The 23,550-nt window shown below is 67.4% G+C and carries 26 protein-coding genes and 1 riboswitch; of the genes, 12 read left to right on the forward strand and 14 right to left on the reverse strand.

The window, feature by feature from the left end; translation table 11 throughout:
* Window positions 1-84: 84 nt before the first annotated feature.
* From QF036_RS18010 to QF036_RS18020, 3 genes are read left to right on the forward strand one after another with little or no spacing between them, the layout of a single operon-like run.
* Complete coding sequence (locus QF036_RS18010; protein ID WP_307104059.1) at window positions 85-753, forward strand: TetR/AcrR family transcriptional regulator; 669 nt, start codon at window positions 85-87, stop codon at window positions 751-753.
* Window positions 754-809: 56 nt separating this feature from the next.
* The gene (locus QF036_RS18015) at window positions 810-1,034 is read left to right on the forward strand and encodes a DUF3107 domain-containing protein (protein ID WP_003805104.1); all 225 of its coding nucleotides are present in this window, start codon (window positions 810-812) and stop codon (window positions 1,032-1,034) included.
* Between the two features lie 8 nt (window positions 1,035-1,042).
* The gene (locus QF036_RS18020) at window positions 1,043-1,345 is read left to right on the forward strand and encodes a hypothetical protein (RefSeq protein WP_307104061.1); all 303 of its coding nucleotides are present in this window, start codon (window positions 1,043-1,045) and stop codon (window positions 1,343-1,345) included.
* Here the strand turns inward: QF036_RS18020 and QF036_RS18025 are convergent.
* The 4 genes from QF036_RS18025 to thiO form a co-directional block, all read right to left on the reverse strand.
* Entirely contained in the window at window positions 1,342-2,025 is a 684-nt protein-coding gene (locus QF036_RS18025; protein ID WP_307104063.1) for a 4a-hydroxytetrahydrobiopterin dehydratase, read from the reverse strand. The two genes, QF036_RS18020 and QF036_RS18025, sit on opposite strands and share 4 nt — an antisense overlap.
* Window positions 2,026-2,088: 63 nt before the next feature.
* Window positions 2,089-2,883: a thiazole synthase gene (locus tag QF036_RS18030; protein ID WP_307104065.1), complete on the reverse strand. Its 795-nt coding sequence runs from the start codon at window positions 2,881-2,883 to the stop codon at window positions 2,089-2,091.
* Between the two features lie 5 nt (window positions 2,884-2,888).
* The gene (gene thiS / locus QF036_RS18035; RefSeq protein WP_003805112.1) at window positions 2,889-3,125 is read right to left on the reverse strand and encodes a sulfur carrier protein ThiS; all 237 of its coding nucleotides are present in this window, start codon (window positions 3,123-3,125) and stop codon (window positions 2,889-2,891) included.
* Between the two features lie 34 nt (window positions 3,126-3,159).
* Window positions 3,160-4,410: a glycine oxidase ThiO gene (thiO, locus tag QF036_RS18040; RefSeq protein ID WP_307104068.1), complete on the reverse strand. Its 1,251-nt coding sequence runs from the start codon at window positions 4,408-4,410 to the stop codon at window positions 3,160-3,162.
* A riboswitch (TPP riboswitch) is annotated at window positions 4,404-4,523 on the reverse strand. It overlaps the preceding gene by 7 nt.
* Window positions 4,524-4,550: 27 nt before the next feature.
* Between thiO and thiE the strand changes: the two genes are divergently transcribed.
* On the forward strand, window positions 4,551-5,252 hold the full coding sequence (thiE, locus tag QF036_RS18045) for a thiamine phosphate synthase (protein ID WP_307104070.1): 702 nt from the start codon (window positions 4,551-4,553) through the stop codon (window positions 5,250-5,252).
* Between the two features lie 21 nt (window positions 5,253-5,273).
* On the opposite strand, the gene QF036_RS18050 is transcribed toward thiE, so the two are convergent.
* Entirely contained in the window at window positions 5,274-5,960 is a 687-nt protein-coding gene (locus QF036_RS18050; protein WP_307104072.1) for a ferritin-like fold-containing protein, read from the reverse strand.
* A 41-nt stretch (window positions 5,961-6,001) separates the two neighbouring features.
* Between QF036_RS18050 and QF036_RS18055 the strand changes: the two genes are divergently transcribed.
* The 3 genes from QF036_RS18055 (at window position 6,002) to QF036_RS18065 (ending at window position 10,367) form a co-directional block, all read left to right on the forward strand.
* Window positions 6,002-7,519, forward strand: coding sequence for an RNB domain-containing ribonuclease (locus tag QF036_RS18055; RefSeq protein WP_307104074.1), 1,518 nt, complete (start codon window positions 6,002-6,004; stop codon window positions 7,517-7,519).
* A gap of 302 nt (window positions 7,520-7,821) precedes the next feature.
* The gene (locus QF036_RS18060; RefSeq protein WP_307104076.1) at window positions 7,822-9,489 is read left to right on the forward strand and encodes a DEAD/DEAH box helicase; all 1,668 of its coding nucleotides are present in this window, start codon (window positions 7,822-7,824) and stop codon (window positions 9,487-9,489) included.
* A 5-nt stretch (window positions 9,490-9,494) separates the two neighbouring features.
* Window positions 9,495-10,367, forward strand: coding sequence for a DNA-methyltransferase (locus tag QF036_RS18065; RefSeq protein WP_307104078.1), 873 nt, complete (start codon window positions 9,495-9,497; stop codon window positions 10,365-10,367).
* Window positions 10,368-10,462: 95 nt separating this feature from the next.
* On the opposite strand, the gene QF036_RS18070 is transcribed toward QF036_RS18065, so the two are convergent.
* On the reverse strand, window positions 10,463-11,308 hold the full coding sequence (locus QF036_RS18070; protein WP_307104080.1) for a PHP domain-containing protein: 846 nt from the start codon (window positions 11,306-11,308) through the stop codon (window positions 10,463-10,465).
* A 105-nt stretch (window positions 11,309-11,413) separates the two neighbouring features.
* Here QF036_RS18070 and QF036_RS18075 point away from each other — a divergent pair, with 105 nt between their 5' ends.
* Window positions 11,414-13,003 carry an aminopeptidase P family protein gene (locus QF036_RS18075; RefSeq protein ID WP_307104082.1) on the forward strand — a complete coding sequence of 530 codons (1,590 nt, stop codon included), beginning with the start codon at window positions 11,414-11,416 and terminating at the stop codon, window positions 13,001-13,003.
* 62 nt (window positions 13,004-13,065) lie between these two features.
* Here the strand turns inward: QF036_RS18075 and QF036_RS18080 are convergent, their stop codons facing one another.
* Window positions 13,066-14,028 carry a general stress protein gene (locus QF036_RS18080; protein ID WP_307104084.1) on the reverse strand — a complete coding sequence of 321 codons (963 nt, stop codon included), beginning with the start codon at window positions 14,026-14,028 and terminating at the stop codon, window positions 13,066-13,068.
* A 77-nt stretch (window positions 14,029-14,105) separates the two neighbouring features.
* Here QF036_RS18080 and QF036_RS18085 point away from each other — a divergent pair, with 77 nt between their 5' ends.
* From QF036_RS18085 to QF036_RS18095, 3 genes are read left to right on the forward strand one after another with little or no spacing between them, the layout of a single operon-like run.
* Entirely contained in the window at window positions 14,106-15,389 is a 1,284-nt protein-coding gene (locus QF036_RS18085) for a magnesium transporter MgtE N-terminal domain-containing protein (protein ID WP_307104086.1), read from the forward strand.
* Window positions 15,373-16,089 (forward strand): DUF1003 domain-containing protein, encoded by a 717-nt coding sequence (locus QF036_RS18090; RefSeq protein ID WP_373460180.1) that lies wholly within the window; start codon window positions 15,373-15,375, stop codon window positions 16,087-16,089. The genes QF036_RS18085 and QF036_RS18090 overlap by 17 nt, the downstream gene beginning before the upstream one ends.
* 10 nt (window positions 16,090-16,099) lie before the next feature.
* Window positions 16,100-17,227 carry an Mrp/NBP35 family ATP-binding protein gene (locus QF036_RS18095; protein WP_307104090.1) on the forward strand — a complete coding sequence of 376 codons (1,128 nt, stop codon included), beginning with the start codon at window positions 16,100-16,102 and terminating at the stop codon, window positions 17,225-17,227.
* 163 nt (window positions 17,228-17,390) lie between these two features.
* Here QF036_RS18095 and QF036_RS18100 read toward each other — a convergent pair whose 3' ends face one another.
* The 3 genes from QF036_RS18100 to sigE all read right to left on the reverse strand — a co-directional run bounded on the left by QF036_RS18100 (window position 17,391) and on the right by sigE (window position 19,438).
* Window positions 17,391-17,789, reverse strand: a complete 399-nt coding sequence (locus QF036_RS18100) for a twin-arginine translocase TatA/TatE family subunit (RefSeq protein WP_307104092.1) — start codon at window positions 17,787-17,789, stop codon at window positions 17,391-17,393.
* Window positions 17,790-17,879: 90 nt separating this feature from the next.
* Complete coding sequence (locus QF036_RS18105) at window positions 17,880-18,812, reverse strand: anti-sigma factor (protein WP_307104094.1); 933 nt, start codon at window positions 18,810-18,812, stop codon at window positions 17,880-17,882.
* Window positions 18,813-18,820: 8 nt separating this feature from the next.
* Window positions 18,821-19,438: an RNA polymerase sigma factor SigE gene (gene sigE, locus QF036_RS18110; RefSeq protein ID WP_003805137.1), complete on the reverse strand. Its 618-nt coding sequence runs from the start codon at window positions 19,436-19,438 to the stop codon at window positions 18,821-18,823.
* A gap of 317 nt (window positions 19,439-19,755) precedes the next feature.
* Between sigE and QF036_RS18115 the strand changes: the two genes are divergently transcribed.
* Window positions 19,756-20,388 (forward strand): O-methyltransferase, encoded by a 633-nt coding sequence (locus tag QF036_RS18115; protein ID WP_306924642.1) that lies wholly within the window; start codon window positions 19,756-19,758, stop codon window positions 20,386-20,388.
* 93 nt (window positions 20,389-20,481) lie between these two features.
* Here the strand turns inward: QF036_RS18115 and QF036_RS18120 are convergent, their stop codons facing one another.
* The 4 genes from QF036_RS18120 to QF036_RS18135 form a co-directional block, all read right to left on the reverse strand.
* Window positions 20,482-20,649 (reverse strand): DUF3117 domain-containing protein, encoded by a 168-nt coding sequence (locus QF036_RS18120; RefSeq protein ID WP_003805139.1) that lies wholly within the window; start codon window positions 20,647-20,649, stop codon window positions 20,482-20,484.
* Window positions 20,650-20,895: 246 nt separating this feature from the next.
* Window positions 20,896-22,092 (reverse strand): hypothetical protein, encoded by a 1,197-nt coding sequence (locus tag QF036_RS18125; protein ID WP_307105986.1) that lies wholly within the window; start codon window positions 22,090-22,092, stop codon window positions 20,896-20,898.
* Between the two features lie 116 nt (window positions 22,093-22,208).
* Complete coding sequence (locus QF036_RS18130) at window positions 22,209-22,595, reverse strand: DivIVA domain-containing protein (protein ID WP_373460181.1); 387 nt, start codon at window positions 22,593-22,595, stop codon at window positions 22,209-22,211.
* Window positions 22,596-22,674: 79 nt separating this feature from the next.
* Window positions 22,675-23,460, reverse strand: a complete 786-nt coding sequence (locus QF036_RS18135; RefSeq protein ID WP_307104096.1) for an LOG family protein — start codon at window positions 23,458-23,460, stop codon at window positions 22,675-22,677.
* Window positions 23,461-23,550: the final 90 nt, after the last annotated feature.

Raw genomic sequence — 23,550 nt, forward strand, 5'->3', positions numbered from 1 at the left:
ACTTCAATGTATGCCTGAAGATACCGCGCGGTCATATTACCCCCGGGTAAAGTGAAGTTAACTGCAAAGGAAAGAAGGCCAACAGTGGTTCATCATGCACCGGTTGATCGAACTCAGGCCGCGCAATCCCATGCCGGTCCGGCCCGCACCGCCGGACAGCGCTCCGCCAGGCTGCCGCGCGACGAACGGCGGGCCCAGCTGCTGGCCGCAGCCCAGGAGGTTTTTGTCGCCAACGGCTACCACGGCGCCGCGATGGACGAGATCGCCGAAACGGCGCACGTCAGCAAGCCCGTGCTCTACCAGCACTTCCCTTCGAAGCGGGAACTGTACCTCGCCCTGCTGGACAGCCACCTCGAGGCGCTGACCGAGCTCATGCTGGGCGCCCTGAACTCCACCACGGACAACAAAGAGCGCGTGCAGGCCGTCATGCGCGCCTACTACCGCTTCATTGACAGCGACGACCAGGCGCACCGGCTGGTGTTTGAGTCCGACCTGATCAACGACGCCGACGTCAGCTCGCGCCTGGAGACGTTCAACAAGACGTTCGCCAATGCCATTGCACAGGTCATTGCGGAGGACACCAAGCTGCCCCTGCTGGAGGCCCAGCTGCTGGGCCGCGGGCTCGCGGGCATGGCCCAGGTCAGCGCACGGTACTGGCTCGAAACGGACGGGGACCTCGACCTCGATGTGGCCAGCGACCTGATTTACCGTTTAGCTTGGCGCGGAATCTCTCGCTTCCCCAAAGAGACCTAGACTACAACTGAAACTACCTTTGAAATTTCAACCTTGACTGGCTGGGAGGCCTTGCTGTGGAAGTAAAGATCGGCATTCAGAACGTCGGCCGTGAAATTGTGCTGGAATCGGCGCAGGATGCTGACGCTGTGGCCAAAGTCGTGGCCGAGGCCATCGCCAAGGGCAGCGAGCTGCGCCTGAACGACGAGAAGGGCCGCCAGATCATTATCCCGGCCAACGTCCTCGGCTACGTCGAAATCGGCGCAGAGGAAGTGCGCCGGGTCGGCTTCGGCGCACTGTAGGCCGTACCGTGCTGTCCCTCGTGATCGTGCTCCTGGTGACCGTTGCTGCCGGCTTCATCATCTGGGCCAACGACCGGCGCCACACCAAGTACGGCATCCTCCTGCCGGCCGGCACCGCTGCGGTGGTGGGCGTGCTGGCGTGGATCATCTGCATCTGGGCGGGGCTGGGCTACCGGCCGGGCCTGACCTGGCTGCCGTGGGTCCTTCCCATGGTGGCCGGGACGGCTGCCGCCCTGGCAGTGGCGGTCTACTTCGGCCGTGCCCGCGCCAAACAGGACACCCGGCGGCTGACGGCAGCGCTGAAGATCTAGCCGCCCTCAGATCCGGCGATGTCCGGCCCCTGGCCTTCCTCGGTGCACAGGCAGAGCCGGTTCCCCTGGGCATCAGTGACCACCACCCAATTGGGTGCGTGGTCACTGTTCATTAACGCCCCGGTGGCCGCCGTCTTCTCCAGGGCGGGTGCCGACTCGGCCTTCGAGCGGTGGACGTCCAGGTGCAGGCGGTTGTCGTTCGGCGTCGGGGTCTCCTGGAACCACACGCCCGGACCGCGGCCGTACGGGTCCACGAGGTCCCCCGACCGGCCCTTCCGGTAACCGAGGGCGACGCGCCAGACCTCCGAGATCGCCGCCGCGTCAGCCGTGTCGATGCCGATGTCCACCGACCGGTACAGGCCGGGCTGGGCCTCGGCGCCTGCCGCCGACGCGGCGTCGCTGACCGAGGCCGCGGCCCGGGTGTCCCGCGTGGTCACCTCGCCCCCGACGTCGTGGGAACTGAACCGGATGAACACCCGGTTATAGCGCCAGTCCAGGTCCGGATGGTGGTCCATGTCTTCTGCCACACGCCCGACGGCGGCAATCAGCTCAAGCGCGGACGCCGCCGTCGGCGTTTTATAGGCAGTGACCAGGCCGCCCAGCCTGTAGCGCCAGTCGGGAAGCGCTGTGAGCGCGTCGTCGATCTGGGGTCGGGTGAGAATGTCATCTCTGGCGGCCACGTTGCACTCCTCAGAAGGACCTGTTGAGCCTGCCGCGCGCCGGGCCGGCAGAGGCGGCCGGACCTAGAGGAATTCCGCCCGGCCCTCCATGGCCGACGACGCCAGGGCATGCTCACGGCGCGGGATCCGCCCGGCCGCACGCGCCAGCCTACCGGCGATGACGGCGTGTTTGAAGGCCTCGGCCATGAGCGCGGGCTTCTGGGCGCGGGTGACCGCGGTGGCCAGCAGCACGGCGTCGCAGCCCAGCTCCATGGCCAGTGCCGCGTCAGAGGCCGTGCCGATCCCTGCGTCCAGGACCACGGGAACGGAAGCCCTCGACACGATCAGCTCGATGTTGTGCGGATTGAGGATACCCAGGCCCGTGCCGATCGGTGCTCCCAGCGGCATGACGGCCGAGGCTCCCAAGTTTTCGAGCCGGAGCGCCAGAACGGGGTCGTCGTTGGTGTAGGCGAAGACCTTGAAGCCGCGGTTGACCAACTGCTCGGTGGCGTCCACCAGCTCCACGGCGTCAGGCAGCAGCGTGTGCTCGTCCGCGATGACCTCGAGCTTGACCCAGTCGGTCTCCAGCGCCTCACGGGCCAGCTCGGCCGTCATGACGGCTTCCCGGGCCGTGAAGCAGCCGGCGGTGTTGGGGAGCACGCGGATGTTGTGGTCCACCAGCAGCTGGAAGAGTGAGCCTGTTTCGGCCGGCGAATAGCGCCGCATCGCAACTGTGGTCAGCTGGGTGCCGGACGCGACCAGCGCTGAGCCGAGACCGTCCAGGCTCGGAGCGCCTCCGGTGCCCATGATGAGCCGCGAGGTCAGCTCCACCCCGTCAATGACAAGGCTGTCTGCTGTTTCAGTCAGTGTTTCTGCCATCGTGCTCATCCTCCCTGGACTGCCGTGACTAGTTCGATCTCATCGCCCTCGGCGAGGGCGGTGCTGTGCCACTGGCTGCGCGGCACGACGGCTGCATTGCGCGCCACCGCCACACCCAGTCGCTGGCCGTCGGCGGCCTGCCCGTTGGCGGACAGGCGGCGTCCCGTGACCTGGCTGACGAGCGAGGTGACCGAGGCGCCCTCGCCTACTTCCTGTTCAATACCGTTCAGAGTGATGTTCATGCTGGTTCCTTGTTCGGGTCAAATGTGACGCGGGTCAATGCGAGAGTGCGGCGGCCGCTCCCACCGGGTCCGCGAGCCCGGGGGAAAACCGGCCCGGCCGGAACGCGGCCCAGCGCGGATCCGCGACGCCATCCATGAGCTGGCGGCAGATCGCTGCGGCCGCCGGGGTCAGCAGGACGCCGTGGCGGAAGAAGCCGGTGGCGATGATGAGGCCGGCCACGTCCGTCCCGGGCCCCTGCCCGCGGGCCGGCACCCGGCCAAGCAGCGGCGCGTTGTCCGGTGTGCCCGGCCGCGCCCGCGCGGTGGCTTCAAGCAGCTCGAGCTCGGCGACTGCCGGCAGCAGGACCTGCGCATCGCGCAGCAGCTGGTAGACACCGCCGGCGCTGGTGCCCGGCACCCCGTCCTCGCGCTGGGTGGCACCGATTACCACCGTGCCGTCCTGGCGGGGCACGATGTAGACCGGAACGCCCCGCACCATGCCGCGGACTGTTGCGGTGAGCAGGGGCTGCAGGTGTGCGGGGACGCTGAGCCTGAGGATGTCTCCGTAGACCGGGCGCAGCGGCAGCTGCAGGCCTTCCGGCAGGTTCTGCAGCTGCGCCGCGGCCAGGCCGTTGGCCACCACCGTCTCGGCCGCCCTGACGGACCCGCCTCCGGCCAGCCGGACCCCGCAGACCCGCCCGCCGTCCCAGAGCAGGCCGGTGGCGTGCTCCCGTACCGCGTATCCCCCCGCTGCCGCAATCTCCTGGCCATCGCCGGCCAGCTCGGCAGCGATCGCCCGGACCAGTCTTCGCGGATCCACCTGGTGGTCCGCCGGGATGTCAAGGGCGCAGGAGATCGCGGGGCTGATCAGCGGTTCCCGGGAACGTGCCTCGCGGATGGTCAGCGGTTCAACATCCAGGCCGTGGGTCCGCTGCACGTCCCGCAGGTCCATCAGGGCGCGGCGGTCGGCGGGATCGGCACCCACGGCAAGGGTCGGCGTCGTCAGGTACCCGGCGTCCTCGCCGGCAGTGAGGGTGGCGGCAAACCCCGGCCATTTGGCGGAGGATTCCAGCATCAGTTCCAGGAGCCCTTCCTCCTGGTAATGCAATTCGCTGACCGGAGCGAGCATCCCGGCCGCGGCCCAGCTTGCGCCGCTGCCGGGGGCTTCATCGATGAGCATCACCGAGCGGCCGGAGCGCCGTGCCTCCCAGGCGATGCCGTGGCCCACCACGCCGCCGCCGATGACGGCCACATCTGCCTCAAGCCTTGTGGCGGCACATTCTTCGCCGTTGGTTCCAGGGTTCATGCATAATCCTTCCCTACGCCGGTACTAACCGGATCAGGTCAAGCGGTCGGCTCTGACGCCCTCTCAGCCCTGCGCCTTTTATGACAGCAGTAACGGCTCCCGCGGTACCTGCCCAGTTTAGAGGAACTAAGGTGGTTGCCATGACCCAGCACTCTGCCCACACCGCCGCCCGCCTGTACCTCTGCACCGACGCCCGCAAGGACCGCGGGGACTTCGCGGACTTCGTGGACGCGGCGTTTGCCGGCGGCGTGGACATCATCCAGCTGCGGGACAAGAGCATCGAGGCGGCCGAGGAACTCGAGCTGCTGGAAATCGTCCATGCCGCCGCCCGCAGGCACGGCCGGCTGTGGGCCGTGAACGACCGCGCCGACATAGCGTCCATCGCCGGTGCGCCGGTGTTCCACATCGGCCAGAAGGACCTGCCGCTCCGCGCCGCCCGGAAGCTGCTGCACGATGCCACCGTGATCGGACTGTCCACCCACAGCACGGATCAGGTGGATGCCGCCATCGGCGCCGCCCACGGTCGCAGCGGCCTGGACTATTTCTGTGTGGGCCCGCTCTGGGCCACGCCCACCAAGCCTGGGCGCGCCGCCGTCGGGCTCGACCTGGTGCGCTACGCGGCGGAGGCTGTCCGCACCGCGAATGAGGAACGGGTGGGCGGCCTGCTGCTGCCCTGGTTCGCGATCGGCGGGATCGACCGCACGAATGTGGAGCAGGTCCTGGCGGCCGGAGCCAGCCGGATCGTCGTCGTCCGCGCCATCACCGATGCGGCAGACCCGGCAGCCGCCGCGGCGGAACTGCTCGACGCCCTCGACGCAACGGCGCCGGCAGCCATCTCCTAATCCGAAAAACGGGTCTGACCGCTACCCGCTCAGTCCCAGCTGGACCATCCGCCGGGAATGGTTTTCCGCGACTTCGGCGGTGATGCCCCGCATCAGCTCGCGTGCGGTGTCGTCCGTGGCGCCTGGCTCTGCCTCGACGAACAGCTCGCCAAGAAAGGCGTGCTCGTGGCCCACGCGCTGGGCCTGCGTTATCGCTTCACCCAGGAGGCGGCGGCCCCACAGCGCGAGCCGGGACGCGAGCCGGGGGTCGTCCGCCAGCGCTCCCCTGAGCCGGTCCCGGAGGACGCCCGTGGCTTCTTCCGACGACTGGACCTGCTGGATGAGGTCGCGCGTTCCGGGATCAACGAACCGGGCCACCGCCCGGTAGAAATCGGCGGAAACGGTGTCCACCACATAGGCCTTCATCAGGGATTCGTACCAGTCTGCCGGACGGGTCCGTTCGTGGAAGTGGTCCACGGCCGACTGGAACGGCAGCATCGCATTTTCGACGTCGACGCCCATCTCCGCCAGCTTGGCGCTCACCAGTTCGTAGTGCTGGAATTCAATGACCGCGATCCTGCCGATCACGGCCCGGTCATGCAGCGTGGGTGAGTAGCGGGCGTCGGAGGAGAGCCGTTCGAACGCGGACAATTCGCCATATGCCATCACACCGAACAGGTCTGCGACGAAACGGTCGTAGCGAGCGGTGTCAGCCGAGGATGTGCCCATAATCCAAGACTAACGGCGCAATTCGGGCTAACCTGATTTTCGTGTCACATCATCGTCTGTCGCCCAGCGTCCACGAGCAGACCAACGCGCTCGCGGACGCCCTGAGCGCACTGCGGACGGAGCTGGAGCTTCCGGGGGACTTCCCCGAGGATGTGCTCAAGGAAGCCGAAGCCGCCGTGGCGGACCGGCAGTTTCCGGACCTGGACCTGACCGGGGTGGACTTCCTGACCATCGATCCGCCGTCGTCCACCGACCTGGACCAGGCACTGTTCATCGAACGCCGCGGCGAGGGCTACCGGATCCTCTACGCCATTGCCGACGTTCCGTCCTTCGTGCAGCCGGGCGGCGCGCTCGACGCCGAGACCCGCCGCCGCGGGCAGACTTTCTACGCGCCGGACGGCCGAATACCGCTGCATCCTGAGGTGATCAGCGAGAACGCCGGCAGCCTGCTGGCCGGACAGCTGTGCTCCGCCTTTGTCTGGGATTTCGAGCTCGACGCCGCCGCCGAGGTGGTGTCCGTGGTGGTGCGCCGGGCCACCGTGCGCAGCCGGGCCAAGCTCAACTACAAGGGCGTCCAGGCGGACCTGGATGCCGGAACCGCCCCTCCCATGCTGCAGCTGTTGCGCGAGGTGGGGCGCAAGCGCGTGGACCTGGAGCGGGCCCGCGGCGGGGCCAGCCTCAACATGCCGGAGCAGGAGATTGTCCAGCTTCCCGACGGCGGCTACCGGATCGTGGCGGTCCCCCAGCTTCCGGTGGAGGACTGGAACGCCCAGATTTCGCTCATGACCGGGATGGCCGCCGCTTCGCTGATGCTCAATGGCAGGGTGGGGATCCTGCGCACCATGCCGGCGCCGGATGAACGCTCGCTCAGCCACTTCAAGCGCCAGACGGCCGCGCTGGGCAAACCATGGGACGGGCAGGAAAGCTACGGCGAGTACCTGCGCACCCTCGATCCCACCGACCACCGGCAACTGGCCATCCTCCATTCGGCCGGCATGCTCTTCCGCGGCGCCGCGTACACGCATTTCGACGGAACCGTCCCGGAGGTCGCCGTCCAGTCAGCCATCGGCACGGCGTACGCCCACACCACCGCGCCGCTGCGCCGGCTCGTGGACCGGTTTGTTCTGGTCATCTGCGAGGCACTGAGCAACAACCAGCCGGTGCCGGCCTGGGCCCGGGAGGCGCTCCCCTCGCTGCCCGAAATCATGGCGTACTCGGACCAGCTGGCGGCAAGGATGGAACGCCTTGCCCTGGATACCGTCGAAGCCGCGCTGCTGATCAACCACATCGGACAGGAGTTCGATGCCGTGGTGATCTCCGGGTCAAAGCCGGCCAAAAACGGCAACGGAAACGGCGCCGGCAACGGGAATGGCAACAACGGTAAAGGCCTGAACGGCAAGGGAGCCAACGGGTCCGGGCCCTCCGGCGTGGTCCAGATCGCCGAACCGGCCGTGACGGCCAGGTGTGCGGGCGAAATGGAGCCCGGCACCAGGGTCCGCGTCCGGCTCATCTCCTCGGACATCGCCACCAGGGAGGTCCACCTCGAGCTCGTCGGCTGATCCGCTCCTGCGCCCGCCACGGGCCCCCGCGGCGGCGTGAGTCAAGGAAAACACGGGTTTGCCAGTAGACTGGGTGGGTAGTAATGGATGCCCGGTCGTTGATTTCCTCGATTTGAATTCAACAAGCCCGCCCCTACGCGATCTTGAGTACCACCCGCCGGTCCCCAGTGCCGGCAATTAGATAGCCCGCGATCGGCTTCCACTGGAATTGCTTGCGCGTCTGAGCGTGCTCCGGAACGGCCCCCGTGCCCTCCCCGTTGAGCAGGCGGCGCCAATGCCTAAATGAATAAGGAAACTCCCCTGTGAGTGAATTGCATACCCACCAGCTTCTCTCCGACGACACCGGCACCGAGACCATCGAGCCGGAAGAGACCATCATCTCGGACGAGAAACCGCACGAAATAGCCGAAAAGTCGTTTGCCGACTTCGACGTCCGCGCCGACATCGTTGAGTCGCTGGCAGACGCCGGCATCACGCACCCCTTCCCCATCCAGGCCATGACGCTGCCCGTCGCGCTGTCCGGCCACGACATCATCGGCCAGGCCAAGACCGGCACCGGCAAGACCCTTGGCTTCGGCATTCCCGTCCTCCAGCGTGTGGTGGGCCGGGACGACGCCGGGTTCGACAAGCTGCCCTCCCCCGGCGCGCCGCAGGCCATGGTGATCGTTCCCACCCGCGAGCTTGCCGTCCAGGTGGCCAACGACCTGCAGACTGCATCCCGCAAGCGCAACGTCCGCATCGCCACGATTTACGGCGGCCGCGCGTACGAACCGCAGATCGACGCGCTGCAGAAGGGCGTGGAAGTGGTTGTCGGCACACCCGGCCGCCTCATCGACCTCTACAAGCAGAAGCACCTCGTGCTCAAGAACGTGAAGATCGTGGTCCTCGATGAGGCCGACGAGATGCTGGACCTCGGCTTCCTGCCCGACGTCGAGACCCTGATCGCCGGAACCCCGGCGGTCCGCCAGACCCTCCTGTTCTCCGCCACCATGCCTGGCCCCGTCATCGCGATGGCCCGCCGGTACATGACGCAGCCCACCCACATCCGCGCCGCCGATCCGGACGACGAGGGCCTGACCAAGCGCGATATCCGCCAGCTCATCTACCGCGCACACAGCATGGACAAGATCGAAGTGGTCTCCCGCATCCTGCAGGCCCGCGGCCGCGGCCGGACCATCATCTTCACCAAGACCAAGCGCACCGCAGCCAAGGTTGCCGAGGAACTGGTGGACCGCGGATTCGCCGCGGCTGCCATCCACGGTGACCTCGGACAGGGCGCCCGCGAGCAGGCCCTCCGTGCCTTCCGCAACAACAAGGTGGACGTCCTCGTGGCCACCGACGTCGCGGCCCGCGGCATCGACGTCGACGACGTCACGCACGTCATCAACTACCAGTGCGTCGAGGACGAGAAGATCTACCTGCACCGTGTGGGCCGCACCGGCCGCGCCGGCAACAAGGGCACCGCCGTGACGTTCGTGGACTGGGACGACATGCCGCGCTGGGGTCTCATTAATAAGGCACTGGGCCTGAGCGTTCCCGAGCCTGTGGAAACCTACTCCTCCTCGCCGCACCTCTTCGAGGAACTCGACATACCCGAGGGGACCAAGGGCCGTCTGCCCCGCAACAAGCGCACGCTGGCCGGCGTCGACGCCGAAGTCCTGGAGGACCTGGGCGAGACCGGCAAGAAGAACACCCGCTCCGGCGGCCGCGACGCCGGCCGCTCCGACAGCAGGGAAGGCAGCCGCCGCGGCGGTGATGCGGGCAAGCGTTCGGGCGAGCGCCGCCGTCGTTCTTCAGACTCAGGCGCGGATGCAGGAACCGGCCCCGCCTCCACTGCGACTGTTGAAGCGGAGCAGCCGGCGCGCCCGCGCCGCAACCGCACCCGCACGCGCCGCCGCAATGGCGAAGTGGTTTCCGGCAGCGAATCCGCATCAACCGGCTCACAGCCGGGCGGCACCGAGGCCCCATAGTCTCAATGACTGAAACTGTCTGGGCGCCGGACGGCAGCAACCTGGTGGTGCACGCGGATAACGCGGACTTCCTCCCCACGCTGCCGGACGGCGCCTTCACACTCATTTACGTGGACCCGCCCTTCAACACCGGCCGGGCCCAGCAGCGCCAGGAAACAAGGATGGTGCTGAACGCCGAGGGCGACGGCGACCGGGTGGGCTTCAAGGGCCGCTCCTACGACACGATCAAGGGCGCCCTGCACCGGTACGACGACGCCTTCAGCGACTACTGGTCCTTCCTCGAGCCGCGCCTCGTGGAGGCCTGGCGACTCCTGGCCGATGACGGCACCCTGTACCTGCACCTTGACTACCGCGAGGTGCACTACGCCAAGGTCATGCTGGACGCCATCTTTGGCCGTGAGTGCTTCCTCAACGAGATCATCTGGGCCTACGACTACGGCGCCCGCGCCAAAAACCGCTGGCCCACCAAACACGACAACATCCTCGTCTACGTCAAAAACCCGGCCAAGTACCACTTCAACAGCGCCGAGGTGGACCGGGAGCCCTACATGGCGCCAGGGCTGGTGACTCCGGCCAAGCGTGAGCTGGGCAAGCTGCCCACCGACGTCTGGTGGCACACCATCGTCTCCCCCACCGGCAAGGAAAAAACCGGTTACCCCACGCAGAAACCCGAGGGCCTGGTGCGCCGCGTGGTGGCTGCCTCCAGCCGTCCGGGTGACTGGTGCCTCGATTTCTTCGCCGGTTCCGGCACGCTCGGCGCCGTGGCAGCCAAGATGGGGCGCAGGTTCGTCTGCGTGGACCAGAACCAGCCGGCCATCGACGTCATGGCCAAGCGGCTCGGGGCGCACGCCGAGATCGCGTCCTGCCCGCCCGCGTAGGCATCCGCCCAAGTAAGTAGCACGTCAGGGCGTTCCCAGCGCTGGGAACGCCCTGAAGTGCTACCCAGATGGGATTTAGCGCACCAAGGTGGGATTCAGCGCACGACGGCGGTGCCCGTGCCCAGCTCCTCAATCCGCTCGAACACGTCCGGCGCAGTCAGGTTCTCGCCCAGCCGGTTCGGCTTGCCCACGCCGTGATAGTCCGAGGACCCGGTCACCAGGAGCCCGTGCTGGGCGGCCAGCTTCCGCAGGAATTCCCGGCCCTCCTCCGGGTTGTCCCGGTGGTTGACCTCCAGCCCGGCCAGGCCGGCGTCGATCATGTTGTGGTACGTGCTTTCACCCACGATGCGCCCCCGCGCGGAGGCGACGGGATGGGCAAAGACCGGAACGCCGCCCGCGGCACGGACCAGTTCGACGGCGAGGGCCGGCTCCGGCGCGTAGTGCTGCACGAAGTAGCGCGAGTGGGAGGTGAGGATGGAAGTGAAGGCCTCGGAACGGTCCGCCACCACGCCCGCCGCCACCAGGGCGTCGGCGATGTGCGGCCGTCCCAGCGTGGCCCCCGGCGCCACATGGTGGATCACGTCGTCCCAGCTAAGGGGGTAATCCTCCGCCAGGAGCGTAACCATGCGTTCGGCGCGGGTCAGGCGCGCTTCCCTGGCCTTCGTGATTTCTTCGAGCAGGCCCGGGTGCGTGGGGTCGTGCAGGTAACTCAGGAGGTGAACGCTGATCCCGTGCTCTGTCCGGCAGGAAATCTCCATCCCGGGCACCAGTGCCACGCCGTCCTCAATCGCCGCCCGGGACGCTTCCTCCCACCCGTCCGTGGAGTCATGGTCTGTCAGCGCGATGACGTTCAGCCCTGCAGCCGCCGCGGCCGCCATGACCTCAGCCGGAGTTTCCGTGCCATCGGAAATATTCGAGTGGGCGTGTAGATCTATCCTCACCAGCCCAGCCTAGTAGATGGCGCGCCCCTGTGGCCGGGATGGCCATGATTCTCCCTCCCGCGCCGGTGTTGGCCTAAGCCGCTCGGCTGGTGAGACGATGGGACGGTGAACTCTGCAGACAACACCCACAACGGTGAAAACACAGCTTCCCAGCCCCTGGAAGAGCGCGTCAACAACCGCTCCCAGCGGCCCAGTTCCGCGGCTTTCAAGGCCTTCATGGCCAGCAACTGGGCGCCCGCGCCACAGGTGACCGCTGAACGGGACGCCGTCGCCAGCCACGCCGCGAAGAGGCGGCGGGCCATCTCCGACCAGTTCAAGGGTGAACGCCTCGTGCTTCCGGCCGGGCCCCTGAAGGTCCGGTCCAACGACTGCGACTACCGCTTCCGGCCGCACTCCGGCTTCGCCCACCTCACCGGCCTCGGCCTGGACCATGAGCCCGACGCCGTGCTCATCTTCGAACCTGTCGAGGAGGGCAAGGGCGACGACGGCGGCAGCCACCGCGCCACGCTCTACTTCCGGCCGCTGGCCGGACGGGACACCGAACAGTTCTACGCCGACGCACGGTCGGGAGAGTTCTGGATCGGGGCCCGGCCCACGCTGGCCGAGTTTGAGGCCCGGCTCGGAATCCCCACGGCCCACATCGATGAACTCGAGGTGGCCATCACCAAGAACGTCGGCGCCCCCGAAATCGGCGGCGTCTCCATCCGCCTGGTGCGCAAGGCGGACGAAAACATCGACGCGCTCGTGGACACCGCCCGCTACAACACCGCCAAGGACCCGGACAACCTGGACCTTGGCGTGCTGGACGCCCTCGACGAGAAGCTCTCCGAAGCACTCTCCGAGCTGCGCCTGACCAAGGACGAGTGGGAAATCGAGCAGATGCAGATCGCAGTGGCCGCAACGGTGGAGGGGTTCACCGAAGTGGTCAAGGCGCTGCCCCGCGCCCTGACCCACTTCCGCGGTGAGCGCGTGGTGGAGGGCGCCTTCTTCGCCCGCGCCCGGGAGGAAGGCAACGAACTCGGCTACGACACCATCGCCGCCGCCGGCAACAACGCCACTGTGCTCCACTGGACCCGCAACACCGGCAAGGTCAACGCCGGGGAACTCCTGCTGCTGGACGCCGGCGTTGAGGCCGATTCGCTCTACACCGCGGACATCACCCGCACGCTCCCGGCCAACGGCAAGTTCTCGGACGTGCAGCGCAAGATCTACGAAGCCGTCCTCGACGCAGCCGACGCCGGCTTCGCGGCCGCCCAGATCGGCGTGAAGTTCCGCGACATCCACACGGCCGCAACCACTGTCCTCGCGGAGCGCCTTGCCGAGTGGGGCCTGCTCCCGGTCCCCGTCGAGGAAGCCCTCAGCGAGGACGGCCAGCAGCACCGGCGCTGGATGCCGCACGGCACCAGCCACCACCTCGGCCTCGACGTGCACGACTGCGCCCAGGCCAAGCGGGAACTCTACCTGGACGGCGTGCTGCGCGAGGGAATGGTCTTCACCATCGAACCCGGCCTGTACTTCAAGCAGGAAGACCTCGCCATTCCCGAGGAGTACAGGGGCATTGGCGTGCGCATCGAGGACGACATCCTGATGACCGCCGAGGGCCCCGTGAACCTCAGCGCGGCGCTGCCCCGCACCGCGGACGATGTCGAGGCCTGGATGGCCGGCATCTACCAGGAGATCGACGCCAAGGGTTAGGAATTGCAGAAAGGGACGGCCGCCGGGTGATCCGGTGGCCGTCCCTTTATTGCTGTATCTCGCTACTGCTGCTGCTGTCCGTCCCGGCCCTGCTCGGCCTGGTTCGGATCCACCCGCACGCCATACTGCGGCCGGCCGTCCGGCAGGTCCGGGTAACGGACGGACGCCGGGCGCTGGCCCGCTGCCGGCGCGCCTTCCGTGCTTTGATCCTGCGGGTTGGCGCCGGCCTGCTGATCCTGCTGGTTGGCACCGTACTGCTGGTCCTGCGGCTGCCCGCCCTGGCCCTGCTGCCCTGCGCCGTACTGCTGGTTTGCACCGGACTGCCCGTTGGCGTCCTGGCTGCGCTGACCGTAGGGGTCGTTCCAGCCCGCCGGCCGCTGCGGCCCCTGGCCCTGGGACGGGCCCTGCGGCGGTCCCTGGTGCTGGCCTGGCTGCTGGTAAGGCTGGTTCTGGTAGTCGTGCTGGCCCTGGTAGTCGTGCGGGGCGTGCGGCGCCGGACGTGCACCCGGGGTGGCGTCGGACGGCGTCATCGGCAGCTGCTGGAGCAGCCGCCGCGCCTCGTGGGCCGCCTCGAACGCCACGATGACGTCGTAACTGGTGGCAACCACCTGGCTGGTGGACGTGAAGTCGCGTTTGCCGCGCTGCATGGCGTAGGTGACGATCCCGAACAGCATGAAGAACGCCGCGCCCATCAGCACCGAGCTGATGATGGAGAACGTCCCGCCGGCGGGCGTGAAAAAGGACAGCATGACGCCGACGAACAGGCCGAACCACATGCCGCTCAGGGCACCGGAGAGCGCCACCCGCGGGTAGCTGAGGCGGCCCGTCACGCGCTCCACCATCTTGAGGTCGTTCCCCACGATGGACACCAGGTGCACCGGGAACTGCTGGTCAGCGAGGTAGTCAACGGCCTTCTGGGCGTCCAGGTAAGAGGTATACGAGCCGACGGTGTCCCCGGTGGGGACAGTCTTCGACTCGTCCGAGCCGTTGGGCGCAGCCTTCGGAGCACCAAAAATGTTAGCCATACCCCCATTCTTGCCCATAAGGATGGGTGAAAGCTGAAAATTCAGCTAAAAGAGAGCAGACTCGGTAGCCTGTAGAGGTGAGCACGAATCCTACCCGCGTCTTTGTTGCGCGCCTCCTGGGACTGGACGTCTTCGACCCTCTGGGCGACCGTCTGGGACGGTTGCGTGACGTTGTCGTGCTCTCCCGCGGAACCCGGGGCGCCCCGCACGTGGTGGGCATCGTCGTCGAGGTTCCCGGCAAGAAGCGCGTGTTCGTCCCGATGACCCGCATCACCTCCATCGACCAGACACAGATCATCTGCACCGGGTTGGTCAACCTGCGGCGCTTCGAACAGCGCGGCGCCGAGACCCTGGTGGTGGCCGAGATGTTCGACCGCCGGGTCACCCTCACTGACGGCAGCGGCGACGCCACCATCGAGGACATCGCCATGGACCAGCACCGCTCGGGCGACTGGTTCGTGAGCAAGCTGTTCGTCCGGCGCGGACATTCCCTGGCGCCCCTGAGCAGGCTGCGCCGCAACGAAACGATGATCATCGACTGGGCCGACGCGCACCAGGGAGCAAAGACAGAACCGCAGGCAGCCACCCAGTTCGTGGCGAACCACGAGGACCTCAAGCCCGCGGACTTCGCCGAGGCGCTGCAGGAAATGAGCGACAAGCGGCGTTTCGAAGTGGCCAGCGAGCTGCAGGATGAGCGGCTCGCGGACGTCCTGCAGGAGCTGCCCGAGGACGACCAGGTGGAAATCCTCTCCGCCCTCGACGTCCAGCGGGCCGCTGACGTCCTGGAGGAGATGGACCCAGACGATGCCGCCGACCTCCTCGGCGAGCTCCCGTCCGCCCAGGCGGAGGAACTTCTTCAGCTGATGGAGCCCGAGGGCGCCGAGGACGTCCGGCGCCTCCTCGAATACGACGAGGACACCGCCGGCGGCCTCATGACCCCCGTGCCCGTGATCCTGCCGCCTGAAGCCACAGTCGCGGAGGCCCTCGCCCACGTCCGGCGCGAGGAGCTCTCCCCTGCCCTCGCCTCGTCCATCTTCATCGCCCGTCCTCCGCTGGAAACGCCCACCGGCCGGTTCCTTGGCGTGGTGCACATCCAGCAACTGCTGCGCTTCCCGCCGTTCGAGTCGCTGGGCAACCTCGTGGACAAGAACCTGGAGCCGCTCTCGGACCTGGCCCACATCAGCGAAGTGGCCCGCACACTCGCCACGTACAACCTGAACTCGCTGCCGGTGGTCAACCAGGCCGGCCGTCTGGTGGGCGCAGTGACAGTGGACGACGTCCTGGACCATCTGCTGCCCGATGACTGGCGGGCTAACGACGGCGAGGCCCCGGTCAGGAAGCTTGGTGGCCGCATTGGCTGAGAACACGGCAAAGGGAACCCGCCCGGGCGGAAAGCCGGCAACCCAGGGAAGCCTGGACACGCCGCTGAGCGGCCGCCAGAGAATCCTCCCCAAGTTTTCGCCGAACCCCGACGCGTTCGGCCACGCGACGGAGGGCTTCGCCCGTTTCATGGGCACGCCGCAGTTCCTGCTCTACATGACCGTGTTCTGTGTATTCTGGCTGGCCTGGAATACCTTCGCCCCGACGGCCTGGCAGTTCGACAGGGTCGAACTCGGGTTTACGCTCCTGACGCTGATGCTGTCGCTGCAGGCGTCCTACGCCGCGCCGCTGCTGCTGCTCGCCCAGAACCGCCAGGACGACCGGGACCGCGTGTCCCTGCAGCAGGACCGCCAGCGGGCAGAGCGCAACCTCTCAGACACCGAATACCTCACCCGGGAACTGGCCTCGTTGCGGATCGCGCTGCGTGAAGTCGCCACCCGTGACTACGTCCGGGCGGAACTGCGCAGCCTCCTGGAGGACCTGCTGGAGGCCCAGGAGGAGCTCCGCACGCACGAGCCGTCGGGGCCAGGAAGCCATGAATCGCCGCGCGAACTGGTCCGGGAAAAGCTGAAGGAGAAGCGGGACAAGCAACGCAATCCCCGCACGCAGCAGATCCCCAAGGTCAAGTCTGAAAAAACGCGCGGCCGGGCAGCCCACCGACCCACTTCTCCCGAAAGCTGAGCACCACGGCATGAGCACCACCCTCATTCAGGCAGTCAACGCTGCCCTGGCAACCGTCATCGACCCCGAACTCCGGCGCCCCATCACCGAACTGGGCATGGTGGACTCCGTGGAAATCTCCGACGACGGGACCGTCCGCCTGGCGGTGCTGCTCACCATTGCCGGCTGCCCGCTCCGCGACACGATCACGAGGGACTCCGAGGCGGCGCTGCTGGACGTACCCGGCGTGACCGCCGTCGAGGTGGTCCTGAACGTCATGACGCAGGCGCAGCGCGACGCGCTGAAGGAACAGCTGCGCGGCCCCGGCGGCGAGCGGGGCATCCCGTTTAACCAGCCAGGATCCCTCACCAAGGTCTTTGCGGTGGCCAGCGGCAAGGGCGGCGTGGGAAAGTCCTCGGTGACCGTCAACCTCGCCTGTTCCCTCGCGGCACAGGGGCTGCGCGTGGGCATCGTGGATGCGGACGTGTATGGCTTCTCGGTGCCGGCCCTGATGGGGATCACCCAGGCGCCCACCCGCGTGGACGACATGATTCTCCCGCCGGTGGCCTACGGCGTGAAGGTCATTTCCATCGGCATGTTCGTCACCGGCAACCAGCCCGTGGCCTGGCGCGGCCCCATGCTGCACCGGGCCCTCGAGCAGTTCCTCACCGACGTCTACTTCGGCGACCTGGACGCGCTGTTCCTTGACCTCCCGCCGGGCACCGGCGACATTGCCATCTCGGTGGCACAGCTGCTGCCCAAGGCCGAGATCCTGGTGGTCACCACTCCGCAGGCCGCCGCGGCCGACGTCGCAGAGCGCGCCGGCGCCATCGCCACCCAGACCGGGCAGACAGTGGCCGGGGTCATCGAGAACATGTCGTTCCTGGAAATGCCCGACGGCGGCCGGATGGACCTGTTCGGCACCGGCGGCGGGGAGGTTCTCGCCGAAAGGCTCAGCGCATCGACCGGCACGGAGGTGCCGCTGCTGGGCCAGATTCCGCTGGACATTCTCCTGCGCGAAGGCGGCGACTCAGGCAATCCCATCGTGCTGGGCGGCCCGGACACGCCCGCGGCGGCTGCGCTGTCCGGCATCGCCGGGAAGCTCGCGGCCAGGCCGCGGGGACTGGCAGGGATGAAGCTGGACGTCCATCCCCGCTGATTGAGCCCGTGCGCGTCCGGCCCCGCTGAGTGAGCCTGGGGCCACGACCGCCGGGTTCCCTGGCCGGGGCCCACGCCGGCGAGGGACCCGGCCTGAGTTTGCGAAGGCTGGGAGCCGGTGGGGACTTGCGAGGTTAGGGGGCGGTTGGGGAGCGAAATCGAGGCTAGGTCGCCTCGGAGTCGAAAGGGGCCCGCTCCCCCACGCCCAGGCTTTCGATGTTGCGTGCCGGCCGTTCCTCGGTGTGGGAAGCTGCGGCCGATGCCGCGGCGGCTACTGCCGCCGGACCGCCGGCGCTGACCGGTTTGGTGTCGTCTTCGAGGAGCGCTTCCTTGATGATGCGCCGCGGATCGTACTGGCGGGGATCGTACTTCTTCCAGTCGACGTCATCGATGTCGATGCCGACTTCTTCCTTGATCTGTTCCCGCGCGCCGGAGGCCATCCGGCGCACTTCACGGACCAGGTTTGCCAGTTTCTGGGTGTATTCGGGCAGCCGCTGGGGGCCGATCACCAGAATGCCGATGAGCAGCAGAAGAATAAACTCCGGGCCGTTGATTCCAAACACTTTAGGAAGATTACCCTCTCCGGGGAGGCAGTGACGATTTCGGTCCGGCCAGCGCCCTCTGCGGGCATGCTGCAGGGACGCCGAAGCGTCTCAAAGCCCCAACTGGCGGGCTATCTTGCGGAGGCCGCGTTCAACCCGGTCGACGACCGTCTCCTGCGCAGCGGCACTGCCGCCGGCCGCGTCCGTCCCGGCGGCAAGGCCTGGGGCGGCAGCACTCCCAGCCCCCGCGAACATCGCCACAGCGTCGTCGGCCGAGGTGGCGGGCAGATCCGACACGTAGGTGAAGGTGCTCCGCGGCGTCTGGTAGATCGCGCTCCACGGCTGCCCCGCCTTGACCCAGACCTGGCCGTCCGCCGTCGTTCCCGGCAGGTCAGCGGCGACGTATCCGTCGCTTCCCGCCGGGTGGCCGGTCAGTGGGTTGATCGGCCAGGGCGCCGCCGGCGATCCTTGGTGCTGTTCCAGAATCCGTGCCGTGTGCTGCCCGTCCGTAAGGCGCAGTTCAACCGTGGGCCGGCCTGCCAGCATCGTGGTGCTGGCAGAAACAAGGTGGAAGCCCATGGCACGCAGTTCAGGGCAGGTCCAGCCGGAGGACCGCAGCGCGGCGAGGCGGCTGTCCGTTCCGGGGGAGTGCCCGGACTGGCCAAAGAGCGAGGCCGTGCCTGCGGCGTACTGTCTGGGTTCGCCCGCAACCGTGTAGGCTCCGGCGGCAACGGCGCCTGCCGCCACCACGGCCACCCCGCCGGCCAGCCCCGCCAGCTTCATCCGGCTGGGCCGGGAAACGGGGGCAGGCGCCATGGCCAGTTGCTGGGTGCGGAGCAGGAGCCGCGCTGTCAGTTCGTCACTGGCGGCCGGGACTGCGGCAGTACGGAGTCGCTCAATGTACTGGCGCTGCCGGTGCAGCGCGCTGGCGCATTCGGCGCACGCGCGGATATGGTCCGTTGTCTGCGGGTGCCGTCCGCCCGCAAGCGGCGGAAACCCTGTCCTCGTCCTGAGCCCCTCCAGCAAGCGATGTAGCTGACCCATGTCGCCGATCAGAGAACGCCGGCAATGCGGGGCATCTTCAGCCGCGGCTTGCGTGCCTGCTGCGGGCGCGGATCCCGGTGGGCAAGCTTTTCGCGCAGCATGGTCCGGCCGCGGTGAATGCGTGAACGCACCGTGCCCAGCTTCACGCCCAGGGCCTCGGCGACTTCGTCGTACGACAGCCCCTCCAGGTCGCACAGGACGACGGCGGCACGGAAGTCCGGCGGGAGTTCCTCGAGGGCGGCCTGGACGTCGAGGTCCAGGTTGTTGAGTTCGAAGCTTTGCTCGGGGCCGGGTTCCCGGCCGGGCAGCCGCGATTCAGCGTCCTCGGCGAGCGCGTCAAAGCGGATGCGGCTCTTGCGCCGTGCCTGGTCCAGGAACAGGTTGGTGGTGATCCGGTGCAGCCAGCCGTCCAGGGTTCCCGGCTTGAAGTTCTCCAGGGAACGAAAGACGCGGACGAACACCTCCTGGGTGAGGTCCTCGGCGTCGTATTTGTTACCGGTAAGCCGGTAGGCGAGACGGTACACCTTGGCGGAGTGGTTGGTGACCACTTCTTCCCACGTGGGCATGGCCCACTCGGCAGCTTGCTCTTCAGTTGCAGGGACAGGTGCCGCAACGGATGCTGACATCGTCCACTCCCCTCGTGGATGTAATAACGCCTGACGTGCTTTACATCATTGGTTCGGCGCCGATCACCACTTGGATGAGCGGATTATTATCATGTCAAAGTTGGCTGGGAATTTCCTGACTACCGGGCCCCCCTTTGCTAAAAGCGCAACTCCCGGCCGGAATTTCGTGCCGGGTTCCGGGGATTTTCTTCGCAATTCGCCGCACAGCGTGAGAGTATGCGCCATCACAGGCGTCCCGGCTGTCACTTGCCCCTCGGTCGCCGTCCAACCAAGTACGCTGTAAGAACATGCCCCCTGCCGCCCAGAAAGCGAAATCCATGAGCGCCGATAAGTCCACGAGCTGGTCCTATGCAGAAGATCTGCCTGCCGAGGATGAGGTCCTGCTGCGCGCCCGGGAACGTTCGTTCGAGCTTGGCGTGACACCCATCGGCCGTGGCGTTGGCGCCGTGCTGACTGTGCTGGCCGCCGCTTCCAAGGCGCAGACCGCCGTCGAGATCGGCACCGGCGCCGGGGTCTCGGGCGTCTGCCTGCTCCGCGGCCTCGGCCCGCAGGCCGTACTCACCACCATCGACGTGGACGTGGAGCACCTGAAGGCCGCGCGGGAGGCGTTCCAGGAGGCCGGCAGTCCGGCCAACCGCACCCGCACCATCTCTGGCCGCGCCGGCGATGTCCTGCCGAGGCTCACCGACGCCGCCTATGACCTCGTCTTCATCGATGGGGACAAGCCCAACTTTCCCCGCTACGTGGAGCAGGCCGTACGCCTGCTCAAGACCGGCGGCCTGCTGATCGTCAATGACGCCCTGGACAAGGACAGGGTGTCCAACCCGGCGGCCCGCGACGCAACCACCGTTGTGCTGCGCCAGGTGGGCAGGGCCGTGCGCGACGACGACCGGCTGGCTTCCGCCATGCTCCCCACCGGTGACGGGCTGCTGGTGGCGGTCAAGAAATAGGCTGGTCCGTAAAAGGCCGGCCAACACAGGCCCGCCAGGGATACGAAAAAGGCAGGGCCCGCAGCCTTCCGGCTGCGGGCCCTGCCTTTGTTCTTATTCGGTGACGCCGACGAGGCAGTCCTTGAGGTTGGCCGCCTCCGTGGCATTAAGTTCAACCACGAGCCGGCCCCCGCCTTCGAGCGGCACACGCATGATTAGGCTGCGGCCCTCCTTGGTTACTTCCATAGGGCCGTCGCCGGTGCGTGGTTTCATAGCCGCCATGAGGAATATCCCCTCCAGTAGTCCCAGGACCGAGCAGCCCGGCCGGGCTGAGTCCGCGTGGTCAAAACAAAGCCGCTCTGGCGGTCCTTTCGGCAGCCGCCCTCGGCTGAACAATCCGAATGCTTTTTGTCCTTGCTTATTACCTATTATCCTGTAATTACCCGTCTGTAGCTAATCGATGGACAATTCGTTCACGTGCGGATTCCTGCGCCCCTCGGCAGGCTGATCTGGGGAAACCCCGGCCCGTCACGGCGGATAGTCCCCTCCGCCCGGCAGCTGCGCCCACGCCCACAGCCACACGACCCAGACGATCTGCAGCAGGATGAACATGGTGATCACGGCGCCACGGTAGGCCCTGGATCGGGAAACGAGCGCGGCAGCCAGGGCAAGCGGAAACAGCGGCAGCAGCATGCGGAACGTGCTGGTCTGCGGATGCAGGAACACCACGAGGTATCCCATGTAGCAAAGGCACCACAGCCGGAGTTCCGTTCCCAGTCGGCGCACTGGCGGCGAGGCCATAAAGAGCCCGAACAGCGCCACGAAGACGAACGGTGCCACGAGCCCCAGCACGGGACCGAACAACAGGACGCCGGTGTCGAACCAGGGTTTGAAGGGCACAAGGTCGTGCCCGCGCCATACGGTTTCGGTCTTGGTGTAGGCGGCGATGTCGCCGGTGGCGGCCCATGCGATGACGGGCCAGGCGAGGGCGCCCGCGCCGCTGACGGCGGTCAGCCCGGCGAGGGACCACAGTTCGTTCCGGCTGTGGAGCTGGCTCGCCGTGGCGTCCAGCCTGTGGTTCCGTGCGGCGAGCCATGCCTCACCGGCGCGGTACAGGAACAGGAACCCGATGGTCGCTGCAAACGGAACACCCGTGGGCCGGGAAAGGCACATGGCCAGGACCACGGGAATGGCCCACAGGTAGTGCCGCCGGACCACCAGCAGCAGCGCCGCGGCCAGCAGCAGGAGGTTCAGGGATTCCGCGTACGGCACCTGGAGCACCGGCGAGACGGGGAAGGTGGAGAAGAACGCGGCGCCCCACAGGGCCGGCCAGTGGCCTGCCCGGGTGCGGAACAGCAGGTAGACCACCAGCGAGGCCGCCAGTCCGGCGAGCATCGCGATCAGGATGAGGGCGGCAGCGGGGCTGAGGCCGGCGGCAGCGGAGAGCATCCGCCCCAGCGTTGGAAACAGCGGATAGAAGGCCCAGGTGTTCTCCTGCACGTTGCCGGCTGCATCCACCGGCAGTTCGGTCGGGTACCCGCCGGTCATGACGGACTCGTACCAGCGCGCATCCCAGATGTTGATGAAGTTCCAGTAGTCGGGCTTGGCCGGGAACCAGGGGTTGAATCCCTGGTGCAGGGCGGCCGACATGAAGATGCAGGCACTGACCAGCCGCGCGGCCACGTACACCGCCGCCACCTGGGCCCACCACGGCCAGCGGACCAGGCGGCCGCCGAGCCGTGCCGCCGCGGTCCGGAACGCCGTGTCCAGCCGCGTGCCGTGATCCGACGGCGGGGGCTCGGCTGTTGCTGGCGGCACGGGGCCCGGAGGCACTGGCGAGCTCACGTCCGGTCCTCGGCGGCCGGCTGTTCGGCGGCCGTCAATTGCCCGGCACCGGCGCGCAGCTGCTCGCGGAGGCGCTCTATTTCGGCGTTCCTGGCGGCCAGCTGGTCCCGCAGGTCGTCCAGTACCTGGTCCACCTGGTCCATCCGGTACCCCCGAAGTCCCAACGCAAACCGGACATGGTCGATGTCGGCTGGTGTGGCGTCGTCGGGAAGCAGCACCGGAGGCAGCGACGGCACGGGTTCATCGAACCCGTCGTTGAAGCCGTCTCTGGCGAGAGGCGCACGGGCGCGTTTCCTCCGCAGCATGCCCGCCCCGAGGTCGGTCCCGATGAGGGCGGTGGCTCCAATCAGGACGATGGCGAGGAAAACGAGGAAGAAACTCACACCACCAATCGTGCCAGACGCAGCCCCGGCTGCCGCTTATCCGCGCAGCTGCCGCCCTGGCCGCCTGCCAGGGCTGGTGCTATTCGGGCCGCTGGTCGCCGTTGGTGGAGGGCGCCCGGACGTGGCCGTGGAGGACAAGGTTCACGGCCTCCTCCGGGGAGTCCACCACCTGGATGAGGTCCAGGTCCTTCGCCGAGACCATTCCCTCAGCCACCAGGGTTCCCTTGATCCATTCGATCATCGGCCCCCAGAAACCCGCGCCCAGCAGGACGATCGGGAACGAGGTCACCTTCTGCGTCTGCACCAGGACCATGGCCTCGAAGAGCTCGTCAAGGGTACCGAGGCCGCCGGGAAGAACGATGAAGCCCTGGGCGTACTTCACGAACATGGTCTTCCGCGCGAAGAAGTAGCGGAAGTTGATGCCGAGGTCCACCCACTGGTTCAGGCCCTGCTCGAAGGGCAGCTCGATGCCGAGGCCCACCGATACTCCGTTGCCTTCCACGGCTCCCCTGTTGGCGGCTTCCATCGAGCCGGGGCCGCCGCCGGTGATGACGGCCACGCCTGCTTCGGCGAGCTTGCGGCCCACCTCCACGCCCATGTCGTAGTACGCGCTGCCGGGCTTGGTGCGCGCTGAGCCGAATACGCTGACCGCCTGGCCCAGGTCGGAGAGCGCACCGAAGCCTTCGACGAACTCGCTCTGGATCCGCATGACGCGCCAGGGATCGGTATGGATGAAGTGGCCCGGGCCCTTGGTATCGAGCAGCCGCTGGTCCGACATTTCCACCGCGGCCTGCTTGCGGCGCAGCTCGAGGGGCCCTTTCCGGCGGGGCTGTACTGATTTTGACGGATCTGCGTTGATGCTCATCCCCCAAGGCTAACCTGCTGACCAGCAGGTATCTCTTGAATTACGATCAACCGGAAGTTGGAGTGATTGCGGTCATAACCGAGCAATGTT

This window comes from Arthrobacter globiformis, assembly GCF_030817195.1.
GTDB classification, from domain to species: domain Bacteria; phylum Actinomycetota; class Actinomycetes; order Actinomycetales; family Micrococcaceae; genus Arthrobacter; species Arthrobacter globiformis_D.

Coding starts and splice junctions, on each gene's coding strand:
- QF036_RS18030 (WP_307104065.1), bottom strand. CDS start 2,883: ATGGCAGAAACACTGACTGAAACAGCAGACAGCCTTGTCATTGACGGG.
- thiS (WP_003805112.1), bottom strand. CDS start 3,125: ATGAACATCACTCTGAACGGTATTGAACAGGAAGTAGGCGAGGGCGCC.
- thiO (WP_307104068.1), bottom strand. CDS start 4,410: ATGAACCCTGGAACCAACGGCGAAGAATGTGCCGCCACAAGGCTTGAG.
- thiE (WP_307104070.1), top strand. CDS start 4,551: ATGACCCAGCACTCTGCCCACACCGCCGCCCGCCTGTACCTCTGCACC.
- QF036_RS18050 (WP_307104072.1), bottom strand. CDS start 5,960: ATGGGCACATCCTCGGCTGACACCGCTCGCTACGACCGTTTCGTCGCA.
- QF036_RS18065 (WP_307104078.1), top strand. CDS start 9,495: ATGACTGAAACTGTCTGGGCGCCGGACGGCAGCAACCTGGTGGTGCAC.
- QF036_RS18080 (WP_307104084.1), bottom strand. CDS start 14,028: ATGGCTAACATTTTTGGTGCTCCGAAGGCTGCGCCCAACGGCTCGGAC.
- QF036_RS18095 (WP_307104090.1), top strand. CDS start 16,100: ATGAGCACCACCCTCATTCAGGCAGTCAACGCTGCCCTGGCAACCGTC.
- QF036_RS18105 (WP_307104094.1), bottom strand. CDS start 18,812: ATGGGTCAGCTACATCGCTTGCTGGAGGGGCTCAGGACGAGGACAGGG.
- sigE (WP_003805137.1), bottom strand. CDS start 19,438: ATGTCAGCATCCGTTGCGGCACCTGTCCCTGCAACTGAAGAGCAAGCT.
- QF036_RS18115 (WP_306924642.1), top strand. CDS start 19,756: ATGAGCGCCGATAAGTCCACGAGCTGGTCCTATGCAGAAGATCTGCCT.
- QF036_RS18120 (WP_003805139.1), bottom strand. CDS start 20,649: ATGGCGGCTATGAAACCACGCACCGGCGACGGCCCTATGGAAGTAACC.
- QF036_RS18135 (WP_307104096.1), bottom strand. CDS start 23,460: ATGAGCATCAACGCAGATCCGTCAAAATCAGTACAGCCCCGCCGGAAA.